This window comes from Streptomyces sp. NPDC111656 (assembly GCF_055656965.1).
The window spans coordinates 83,023-93,612 of sequence record NZ_JBVKCA010000033.1 but is presented as its reverse complement, the minus strand read 5'-3'; the positions used below and the strand labels follow the sequence as shown (position 1 = coordinate 93,612).

At 66.4% G+C, this 10,590-nt stretch carries 9 protein-coding genes and 1 pseudogene; 4 read left to right on the top strand and 6 right to left on the bottom strand.

Going from position 1 to position 10,590, the window contains the following annotated elements:
- Window positions 1-147: 147 nt before the first annotated feature.
- Window positions 148-531: a hypothetical protein gene (locus ACZ7M3_RS48455; RefSeq protein ID WP_472072589.1), complete on the bottom strand. Its 384-nt coding sequence runs from the start codon at window positions 529-531 to the stop codon at window positions 148-150.
- Between the two features lie 73 nt (window positions 532-604).
- Here ACZ7M3_RS48455 and ACZ7M3_RS48450 point away from each other — a divergent pair, with 73 nt between their 5' ends.
- Window positions 605-1,360 (top strand): transposase, encoded by a 756-nt coding sequence (locus ACZ7M3_RS48450; protein ID WP_472072587.1) that lies wholly within the window; start codon window positions 605-607, stop codon window positions 1,358-1,360.
- A 1,072-nt stretch (window positions 1,361-2,432) separates the two neighbouring features.
- On the opposite strand, the gene ACZ7M3_RS48445 is transcribed toward ACZ7M3_RS48450, so the two are convergent.
- Both ACZ7M3_RS48445 and ACZ7M3_RS48440 read right to left on the bottom strand, forming a co-directional pair.
- Complete coding sequence (locus tag ACZ7M3_RS48445) at window positions 2,433-2,849, bottom strand: SMI1/KNR4 family protein (protein WP_472072585.1); 417 nt, start codon at window positions 2,847-2,849, stop codon at window positions 2,433-2,435.
- A 50-nt stretch (window positions 2,850-2,899) separates the two neighbouring features.
- Window positions 2,900-3,696: pseudogene (locus tag ACZ7M3_RS48440) on the bottom strand (IS256 family transposase); the annotation flags it as partial.
- A 603-nt stretch (window positions 3,697-4,299) separates the two neighbouring features.
- Between ACZ7M3_RS48440 and ACZ7M3_RS48435 the strand changes: the two are divergent.
- Entirely contained in the window at window positions 4,300-5,361 is a 1,062-nt protein-coding gene (locus ACZ7M3_RS48435) for a hypothetical protein (RefSeq protein ID WP_472072583.1), read from the top strand.
- A gap of 6 nt (window positions 5,362-5,367) precedes the next feature.
- Here the strand turns inward: ACZ7M3_RS48435 and ACZ7M3_RS48430 are convergent, their stop codons facing one another.
- Entirely contained in the window at window positions 5,368-6,090 is a 723-nt protein-coding gene (locus ACZ7M3_RS48430) for a hypothetical protein (protein WP_472072581.1), read from the bottom strand.
- A gap of 602 nt (window positions 6,091-6,692) precedes the next feature.
- Here ACZ7M3_RS48430 and ACZ7M3_RS48425 point away from each other — a divergent pair.
- Entirely contained in the window at window positions 6,693-7,397 is a 705-nt protein-coding gene (locus ACZ7M3_RS48425) for a restriction endonuclease (RefSeq protein WP_472072579.1), read from the top strand.
- Window positions 7,398-7,521: 124 nt separating this feature from the next.
- Here ACZ7M3_RS48425 and ACZ7M3_RS48420 read toward each other — a convergent pair whose 3' ends face one another.
- Entirely contained in the window at window positions 7,522-8,193 is a 672-nt protein-coding gene (locus ACZ7M3_RS48420) for a DEAD/DEAH box helicase (protein WP_472072577.1), read from the bottom strand.
- 363 nt (window positions 8,194-8,556) lie between these two features.
- Between ACZ7M3_RS48420 and ACZ7M3_RS48415 the strand changes: the two genes are divergently transcribed.
- Window positions 8,557-9,255 carry a phosphatase PAP2 family protein gene (locus ACZ7M3_RS48415; protein ID WP_472072575.1) on the top strand — a complete coding sequence of 233 codons (699 nt, stop codon included), beginning with the start codon at window positions 8,557-8,559 and terminating at the stop codon, window positions 9,253-9,255.
- 7 nt (window positions 9,256-9,262) lie between these two features.
- On the opposite strand, the gene ACZ7M3_RS48410 is transcribed toward ACZ7M3_RS48415, so the two are convergent.
- Entirely contained in the window at window positions 9,263-10,588 is a 1,326-nt protein-coding gene (locus ACZ7M3_RS48410) for a glutamate-1-semialdehyde 2,1-aminomutase (RefSeq protein ID WP_472072573.1), read from the bottom strand.
- Window positions 10,589-10,590: the final 2 nt, after the last annotated feature.

Genomic DNA, 10,590 nt, shown 5'->3' with positions numbered 1-10,590 from the left:
CCGCGACGACATCCATGAAGCCTTCCTCAGCCTGGCCTGCAGCATCATCTGCTGGCGCCGACTGAGGAACCTCACACTTTGTTAGGAGTTCTAAGGGCTGTCCCGTAACTGTGGCGGCCATGGTGAGTGGACCCGGATCGACAGACGTCACAGGAAGAGGAGTTCGACGTCCTTCTGGATGCAGAGGCGTAGGACGAGCGCCAGTTGTCGGGCGTCTTCGATGTGCTGCTGGAGGAGGGGGTCGGCGGCCTGCTCTTGCCATTCGCCGGTGATCGCTTCCAACCGGGGCAAGATCGCGGTGCACTCGGCAGTCGAGAGCTCACCGCCACCGTCGTCCGGACGGTCGAGGAAGGCCTCCAGCGTGGTGAAGACATCGCTCCAGGGGCGCTCTCCGCCGAAGCCCCGCATCTCATCGAGGACGAACCCTTCCGCTTGCGTCAAGCGGCGGCGGAACGCGTTGAAGCCGGTGTAGGACCAGGCGACATCCGGACCGGTGGTGTCCCCGTCGCCCGGGAACAGAATCAGCCCCACGTCGTCCTCCTCATCCGTCGAGTACACAGGATCGGCTGGAGAGAGCCACACGTGCAACTGAGATGATCACGCGATGACTGGTGTGATCACGGCGTCGGAGCCGACCTGGATAGCCCCATTCACTGGGCTGAGCCCGCGCCAGTTCGCCAAGCTGGTGACCATGTTGCGCCGCGAGGATGCGGCGCGGCGGGGCCGACCGTGGAACCTGCCGCTGGAGGACCGAGCACTGCTGGTGGCGGCGTACTGGCGCACGAACTTGACGATGCGCCAGCTCGCTCCGCTGTTCGGGGTCTCGAAGTCCGCGGCCGACCGCATCATCAATCGCCTCGGGCCGATGCTCGCTCTCCAGGCCCGCAAGCGGTTCACCAAAGACACCGTGCTCATCGTGGACGGCACGCTGGTGCCCGCCCGCGATCACACCGTGTCCGAGCAGTCCAAGAACTACCGGTACTCCACCAACCATCAGGTCGTCATCGATGCCGATACTCGGCTGGTCGTCGTGGTCGGCCGGCCTTTGCCCGGCAATCGCCATGATTGCAAGGCGTGGGAGGAATCCGGCACCAAGGCCGCCGTTGGCAGGACAGTCACGATCGCCGACGGCGGCTATCCCGGCACCGGGCTCGTCATGCCCCACCGTCGGCGCAAGGGCGAAGACCCGGCTGGAAGCAAGAGCACAACAAGTCCCACAAGCAGGTCCGCGCGCGTCGAGCACGTCTTCGCCCGCATGAAGACGTGGAAGATCCTCCGTGACTGCCGCCTCAAAGGCGACGGAGTCCACCACGCCATGCCCGGTATTGCCCGGTTGCACAACCTCACCCTCGCCGGATAGACGAGGGACTCAGTCCACGGAGCCCCACGCCCGAGGCAGCTCGGAGACCATTTACGGGACACCTCCTAAAGCGGGGCTTTGACAGTGGCGGGCTCGGAAAGCAGTATCTGCTCGTCCTACGGGGAGCCAACGGTGGGGGGACGGGAGGAAAAACTTGCTGTATTGCGCTGATACCCTCGCCCAGCTATGCCGAGATCGTGACGAATAGCGGAATGGAATCCGTCACGCGATGTCCGGTATCTCCTATATGCCTTTTCCCACTCCATCGCGTCCACGTCAATCAACCCGCGTGCGTAGTCGCTCAGTTGCCACAAGGCCGAGCGAAACGCATGTGCAGCCCTACCAACTTGCTCATCTCCGATCATTTGTACCGTTTCGTATGCAAGTGCCAGGCGTCTATCGGATTCGGCGATCTCTTTCATCCCGTCTTCAACAGAAACGGGAGGGGGGCCTTCAAGGAGATTTCTTGTCGTAGCAAGCGAACGCGCAGCCCCAACCTGAATATGTGCTACATGGATTAGCTCTCGGTACGCCTCGAATCGGCGCTGACTCCACTCACGTTGCACATCCCGCTTCCATCGGAAGCGCTCAGAAAGCGCACTGCCGGCGGAGGAGACGACCCCGCCGATCACTACGCCTATCAGAGCTGGAAGTTGAACCGCCAAGCTCACGTGTCCCCCAAATAGACCGGTGACTCTCGATCGAACTGCCCATGTGCCGCCAAGTAGCCTGCCCCGCAACGTGCTTGCCCAGCCCTTCCCCCACGGTTCAGGGCGCTACGGCACTCGCCAGGCCGGACGACGGAGGCAGCGGGCTCGCAGGACGGCGCTCAGGAGACCCTCACCGATGGTTCCTCTGCATGAGCACCGCACTGGGTGAGTGTCTAACTGCGTGACAACGCCGACGAACACCAGCGGACACCCCCGGACGCCTGCGGACCATCAGCGCAGGTGACGGGCACCCCAGCCCAAGGCACCGCCCCCGCACAAGTTGCTTCGGGACGAAGAGGTCGTGGGCTCAAGTCCCGCACCCCGACGGCGAAGTGTCGGCTCAGGGCATTAGGGCAGCTGATCTACGAGATGGGTTGACTCTCCAGCAGTGCTTCCACCGTCACGGTTCCTGCCAGCGTGCCGGTCAGCCATTCCGCGAGATTCACTCCCTGCGGCCAGCACTCGCCCTCATGGCTGCACCACATGGCGCCCGCAGGATCGCGGAAATCGACCAGCGACCAGACGGTACAGCCCCAGTCGTCGATCAGCACCAGGCTGGCCGGGACGCGGCCGGACGGATCCGGGCCGTCTCGATACAGCTCGGCGATGTCCGCAAAGTTGCCCTGCGCAGCCCCACCGCTCACTCCCAGGATTCCTTCGTTCGGGCCGAATCCGCCGTTGGCGACTTCAACGTACAAGCGCCGCAGAAGAGGAGGCAACGGGAACCCGATGACCTCTTCCGCCGCGGCGACAGCCTCGGGTGTTGCGGGCGGGGTCACGTCCGCGGGAGTGGTGTATTGACGGCCACTCGGTGTTCTCGTCTTTGAGGCTATGCGGTGAGTTCGGTGGGCAGGTCGGCTTCGTTGGTTTCTGACTCGATCGGGTGGAGGCGGGCCTTGGCCAGCAGGTCGAGTCCCATGTATCGCGGGTTTCGGTCCACTCGTCGTTCTGTTCGGCCAGCACGGCACCGACCAGGCGGATCAGGGCGGTGCGGTCGGGGAAGGTGCCGACGACGTCGGTGCGACGCCTGATCTCCTTGTTCAGCCGTTCTTGCGGGTTGTTGGACCAGATCTGCCGCCAGCTCTCACGCGGGAATGCGGTGAACGCCAGCACGTCGTGCTGGGCGGTGTCCAAGCGGGCTGCGGCATTAGGGAATTTGGCCTCCAGCGCGTCCAGAACGTGCCGCATCTGGGCCTTCACGGCGTCGGTGTCCGGCTGTTCGAAGACGGTCCGCAGCAGCGTGGCCACCCACGGCTGGGCCGACTTCGGAACCTGGCTCAGCAGCGCGCGAGCGTAGTGCGTGCGGCAGCGCTGCCACGAAGCGCCGGGCAACACAGCACCGATCGCGTTGACCAGGCCTGCATGGGCGTCGGAGACGACGAGTTGGACTCCGGACAGACCGCGCGCGACCAGGGAGCGCAGGAAGGCCAGCCAGCCGGCGCCGTCTTCGCTGGAGGCGACGTCCAGGCCGAGGATCTCGCGGTGGCCATCGGAGTTGACGCCGACCGCGATCAGCGCGTGGACGTTGATGATCCGGCCGCCCTCGCGGACCTTCTGGGTCAGCGCGTCGGCCCAGACGAACGCATACGGCCCGGCGTCCAGGGGCCGGTTGCGGAAGGCTGCGACCTGGAGGTTTGCACCCGCGCGCAGCGGATTCCCTTTCCAACGCCCAGAGGCTCCACCCCGCGGGATGTGGCCTCGCAGTGGTATGCCCATCCCTGAGCAGTTGATGGATATCTCGTCGGCGCGGCGGGCCGGACGGCATACTCAGGGCACCGCTTTCGGGGAGGGCGCTGTGGCACGTGGGCTGAGCGGGTACCGATATCAGGGGTTGTTGGTACGGCTGCTGTTGGTGCAACGGCTGCTGTTGGTGCAATCGGAGCCACATTTTGGCTCGGCTGGCCAACTGCGGAACGGGGAGCGGGTTTTCGTGTGCTCCGACCCATCGTGCGATGCAGGCACCAACCGTGTCCGCACGGTCTCATCGAACGCGAACCAACTGTGCTGCGGCCAGTCGATGGACCGGGCGGTGTACCGAGCAGCGGAGGACTCTGGACGCTTGGGGACGCTCGTCGGCGCGACGAACCTCGATGTCTTCATCTGCATCGGTTGCGTTGGCTCCATCGACCGCACCAATTTCGTCATTGCGGCGGCGGATGTGGATCCTGGGCGGGAGTGTCCGCAGTGTAATCGATGCCTCGTGGTGAAGTTCGGCACCTCAAGGAGGTCGTGAGCGTGCTCAGGGGACTGGTCTCCGCAAGTACCAAAGCCCTCGGCGGCTCGCGCTTCAGCCTGCTGAATGTCCTTCCGGCCACCGTCGTCGTCACGACCGTTGTCGTGCTGATCCGGGCCGGCGCGTACTCGCCGAACGAGCCCGTACAGCTCGACCACGTTCTTCCGGAAGGCAAGCGGGACGCGCTCGCCATCGCCCTGTTCGGAGTGGCCGCCTTGCTTTGCGGAATACTTCTCCGCCCCTTTGAGACGGCCCTGATCCAACTGCTTGAGGGCTACTGGGCCAGTCCTTCGCCCATCGCTGGGCTGGTCCCCGCCGCCGTGGAGCGCCACCGGCGACGCAGGGACGACGCGAAGATCGTGGCCGAGTTCGCTCTCACAATGCCACCGCCTGGCGCAAATCCCACGCTTCAGGAACTCGCCCGCCGTGATCGCAGGATTTCGCGAGTGGTGCGCATGAAATCGCGAGCAGAGAACGTGCGTGACGCGTACCCGACCGACGACAGGCTGGCGGCGGAGCATCTCGAAGCGGCATCCCATCGGACGGACCTCATGCCGACCCTGCTCGGGAATGTTCTCCGCCGCGGCGAGCGGGTGGCGGGAGACCGGTACGGCCTGGACATGATGGCCGTGTATCCGCGACTGTACCCGCAAATCTCCGATCGCCTCGAAGGTGCGGTCGCCCGCCAGTTTGAACTGATCACCTCGACGGCCTCCTTGAGCATCTCCTTTGGCCTGTTGTCTGTTGCCACGGCCCCGCTGCTGGCCCGCCTCGATCTCTGGTCTGCGGCGCCACTCCTCGCGGGGGCCTTGACTCTATTCGCCTACCGAGGCGCGATAGCCGCGTCCCGCGGCCACGCCAGGCTTCTCGCTACGGTCTTCGACCTGCACCGGTTCGACTTGGCCGCTGCGATGCACTACGAGTTGCCCGACAACCCACGAGAGGAGTACCAGCTCAACAAGGACATCACTGATTTCCTCAAGCCGGGTTCCGTCGCCCCGCTTCGCGATCACGAGACCCTGCAGAGCAAGAATTTCAAGCACCCGGACAGTGCGTAGGACACGTCACAGTGAACGGATCGCCACTGAACCACCGACTCCCAGGACATTCAGCAGAATCTGCCGTTCCGAACCCTCGGGCGGCGTCACATGCACTTGGACCTGCTCGGCGAAGTGAACTGCCGGGCTGTTCTCCACGTTGCCTTTCACGACGATGCACGCGGCGTCGAGGAGCAGCTCGACTCGGCCGAACAGCACCGTGACATCGACATGGAGGACACGCCGTCCGCGCGCCGTGCGGTCACGCGCGAACGAAACGCTGGAGAGATCGATCCGCGCGTCTCCGAAAAAGGACCCGATGCCGACCTTGACCAAATCGGTGGAGCCGGTTATCACCTTCCGCCTCACCGGCAGCAGCACACTCCGGTACCGCCTCAACGGGTTATCCTCGCCACCAGTCTGACCTGCGCCACTACCCATCAAGGCCAGCGACGCCCCGGACACGATCGCCAGTGTCGGCAGCACTTTGCTCCCCGCGGTGCCACCCAAGTACCCAAGGTCATACGCGACCCACAGCGCCCCGCCAGCAATCAGCGTCAGTGGGCCGGCCAACAGGCCCCTTGGCAGGGCTGCACGCAGGACCAGCAGCAGCCCCAGTGCAATCAGGGTGTACGGCAATGCAATCAGCACCCAGCGCCCACCCGAGCGGAGAGCCGAGCCGCCGTCGAGCAGCCAGACCGTGCCCGTGATCACGACGACAAGCCCGAACGTTATGCGCAAACGGTTCACCAGCGCCCCCTCCCACGATGCGCTGAAGAGTACTGAAGCACTATCAGCAGCGATGGTCAGGCCTACCAGGCTATGAGTCGAGGCAGCTGCACTGGACACCCGCCCAGGCTCCGTCGACCTGTTCTCCGCTGGGAACAGGGAAAAGAACAAACCGGGTCGGCGCCCTTGCGGGTGGAGGACGTCGAGCCCATCCCGGGAGGACCACCGCGTCAGAGAAGAGCGGCCCCTAGTTACGGCCCGTCACTCTTGCTGCCGGTCACCTTTCCGGCTCTGCCAGCGATCTGGTCACGGGCCGTGCCCTCTGGCCATCCTCCAGCCAACGGCGTGACCGCACACGGCCTGCTCCGCCGGACCGGAGACCCAGGCGCCGGTGGTGAGCTCACGCCGCGTTCGGTCGCCAACGGAACGACGGCGCTCGGAAGCCTGGATGGGCGCTACTGCCAGTGGGGCACGCTGGAGGGCCATCGGAACCGTGGACCAGGCCATACAGGCAGCGCGCTTCCTAATGCAGTGAGCCGATCAGGCCATGGCTGACTCGCGCTCTTCTCGCACCGCCCTGAACTGCCCAGACTGCCCATCAGGGACGGCAGGGGGAGGCGGAGATGGCTACTCGGCGTGGACGGGGATCGGCTGCTCGCAGGCGGCGCAAGGCGCGGCTGAAGTCGGTCGTGATCGGCGCCGGCGTGCTGCTGGTCCTCCTGGTGACGTTCTGGTCGGCCGTGTGGCCGTATGTCACGACGGCCCTGCTCCTCGGCAGCATCGGAGCAATGGGCTGGTGGCTGTGGCGCACGGACCGGATCATGCGTGCGCGGGACCGCCGCTGGCGACAGGACGAGGAGATGAAGGCTGGCCGCCGGACCCTCGCCGAGGTGGATGCCATGACCGGCACCGAGTTCGAGGAGCTGGTCGCGAGCTTGTGCCGCCGCGACGGGTGCACGGAGGTCCGGCGGGTGGGCGGTTCGCATGACAACGGTGCTGACGTCCTCGGGCGTCTCCCGGACGGCCGGACCATGGTGGTCCAATGCAAGCGGTACGCACCGAGCAGCACCATCGCGAGTCGGGAGTTGCGCGATCTGCTGGGAGCCAAGGTGCACTTCCGGGCAGACGTAGCCGTGTTCGTGACGACCACGCGATTCAGTCGTCCCTCGGAGAAGTTCGCGGTGGAGCATGGAATCCTCGCCGTACACCGGGATCACCTCGGACTCTGGAACAACGGTGCTTCCCTCTTGTCGTTGAGCGGCGTGAACGGCCATGGACAGGGAGATTCCCGCCACCGGGCGCGCTGGAAGCAGGCGTACGGCAAGTAACCGACAGCGCAGAGTCTCAAGCGGCCTCATGATCAGCCGCCGTTGACGTCGTACAGCCAAGCCGGGTAGCGCATGGCCGTACTTCCCTGCTCGCCGCCGTCCAGCAGCTTTCGACGATGCAGCATCAGCCGCAGGTGACGTGCCGCGTCGCTGTCGTCGTCGGGACCCTGGTCGAGCAACACTGCGCTTGGACGGAACCGTCTGAGGTCCTGACAAGCGCGTCGGCGGGGTGCCCGTTGACGCACTCGCCGAGTGTGACGGTTGTTCCTGCGGGTGCGGACAAGACCTGGTAGAGGCGCCTCAGACGTTCGTCCCCGTAGTTTTCACGGGTGAGGGGAGCGTGTTCGACGGCGTCCTGAAGTGCGGCGGCGACACCGCCTTGACGGCGCCAGAGGTCCTTGTCCCCCACCACGATGAGGTGAGTGCGCGCCCGGGTGATGGCGACGTTCCAAAGGTTGAGCTGGCCGCTGACCCAGCTGATCGCACCGGGATGCATGCCCTCACCAGCGACGAGGGAGAACACCATGACATCGCGCTCGCCGCCTTGGAAGGTGTGCACCGTGCCGACGCGCACACGGTCCTCGACGAATCCGTTCAACTGGTTGCGCAGTTCCTCGGCTTGGGGTTTGAACGGAGTGACCACGCCGATCGTGGCCTCGGTCGGTAGCTGCTCCAGCAGGTAGCGGACGGAGCTGACCACCTTTCGGATCTCTTCGCCGTTGGCCCAGGAGCCGCCATGGCGCGGGCGAGTCGCCTGCCCTGCGACATGCGACCAGATGAGTGGGGGCCGGGACATGGACGGTCCTCGTGTCGTACTCGGCGCAGAAGCTCGGGTGCTTCTGGAGCCTCAAGTCGGTTGCCTGGAGGGGAACTTTGCCCCTCCAGGCACCTCAGGCTCGAAGTCGCTGTCCGCGAACATCCGCTACGCATCAGGGTGTGGCTCACGCTCCGAGACTGTCCGACGGCGGTTTGCCGCGACCGGATTGGGGTTAGGGTGCTGACGGCTCCCTCGGAGGTGTACAGGCCAGGAGCTGGTGTCCGCGGGGCGGTCACGGTCGCTTGAGGGTGAATCGGACACGACGGAGGGGCTCGCGTTGGATCACCTGGCAGGAGAGAACCTGGACGTCACTACCGCAGGTCGACCGGACGCGGTGAACGTGTGACCGGCCGACCGACGCCCGCGGTGCTGCCCCCGTCGCTGCGCGCATGGTTCAGGCTGATCGCAGTGCTCGCCACGCTGGTGGTCGTCGTACTCGGGGTCCTGTACGCCGGCCATGGCGAGCCCAGCAGGGTGGACAGGTGGTTCATCCGGCCGACGGCGGACAGTGTGCGGCCACCGTGGCGGCACGTCGCTCTGGCCTTCGACTTCTTGGGGGAACCCGCGGGATCGGCGATGCTGATCGTGGCCGGTGTGGCGGGCTGCCTGCTGCTTCGGCGACCCCGCGCAGCGGTGCTCGTCGTGGCCGGCGTCGGCATGACCGTGGGGACGACCACGCTGCTCAAGCACCTGGTGGGACGCACCATCCACGGCGACGGCAACCTGTCCTACCCGAGCGGGCACACTGCCTTCTTCACCGCGCTCGCCCTCATGGCGGCGCTGCTCTCGACCGGTCGGCTCGGCCTCGGCAGGACGGCCGGCTCGTCACTGGTGCTCGCCGCGGCGCTGGTCGCCGGCGCCACCATGGGCTGGGCGCAGGTCGCCCTGGGCGCGCACTACCCGACCGACGTCCTCGGCGGCTGGTGCACCGCGCTGGCGGTGATACCGGCGACCGCGTGGCTGGTCGACCATCTCGCCGACCGGATGGCCGACCAGACGACCGACCAGATGACCGACTCAGGCCGACGGGAGAGTCGCTGACGTCACGTCACGCCAAGCGGCGGAATACGGGCTTCACCGGTCGTCCGGACAGCCAGGGGGTGGGGTCGGCGGCGTCCAGTGCCTTCCGGTACACCGCACATGCCTGGGCCACCACGTCGACGGTGTGATCGATGTCGGCGTCGTCGAGCGCGCTGCTCACCACGAACGACGGGGCCAGCACCCCGCCCTCGAGGAGCCGGCGCAGGAACAGGGTGCGGTACTGCTGCGACGGCTGCAGGTTCTCGTCGAGGGTGGCGAAGACGAGGTTGCTGGCTCGGCCCCGGACGACGATGTGGTCGCCGACGCCCATGGCGGCCGCGGCGTCGCGGACACCGGCGGCCAACCGCTCACCGAGGGTGTGCAGCCGCGCCGTGACGCCCTCCTCGGCATAGATGGTCTGCACGGCCATCGCGGCTGCCAGGGAGTGCGTTTCCGCGCCGTGCGTGGTGGACAGCAGGAACACCCGGTCGCCGGAGTGACGCAGCCCGCCCAGCTCCATCAGATCGCGGCGCCCGGCCAGCGCGGAGACGGCGAATCCGTTGCCCAGCGCCTTGCCGAACGTGGAGAGGTCGGGGACGACGCCGTACAGGCCCTGGGCGCCCGCCTCGGACCAACGGAAGCCGGTGATCATCTCATCGAAGATCAGTACGCAGCCGTGCCGGTCGGCCAGCTCGCGCAGGCCCGCGAGGTACCCGGGCGGCGGCTCGGTGTGGGTGGCGGGTTCGAGGATCAGGCAGGCGACCTCGTCCGGGTGACGTGTGAGCAGTTCCTCCGTGGCGGCCAGGTCTCCGTAGGGGAAGGACACGATGAGTTCGGTGGTCGCCGCCGGAATGCCTGCGGACATCGGCGTGGTGCCGATGAACCAGTCGTCGACGGAGAAGAACGGATGGTCGGCGCAGAGGGCCACCCGCGTGCGCCCGGTGACGGCGCGGGCGAGTCGCACCGCGGCGGTGGTGGCGTCGGAGCCGTTCTTCGCGAACTTCACCATCTCGGCGGTCGGCACCGTGGCCAGGAAGCGTTCCGCAGCTTCGACCTCCACGATGGACGGCCGGACGAAGTTGCTGCCGCGGTCGAGTTCCCGCCGTACCGCCTCGATCACGCGTGGGTGGGTGTGGCCGAGGCTGACCGACCGCAGGCCGGAGCCGTACTCGACGTAGCGGTTGCCGTCAATGTCCCACACGTGGGCGCCGCGGCCGTGGCTGATGACCGGGGCCAGGTTCTCGGGGTACTGGTCGTCGCCCTTGGCGTAGGTGTGCGCGCCCCCGGGGATCATGGCGTGCAGCCGCTCGTTGGCTGTCCGCGACAGGGGCAGGTGAAGCTCTTCGGTGTCCAACG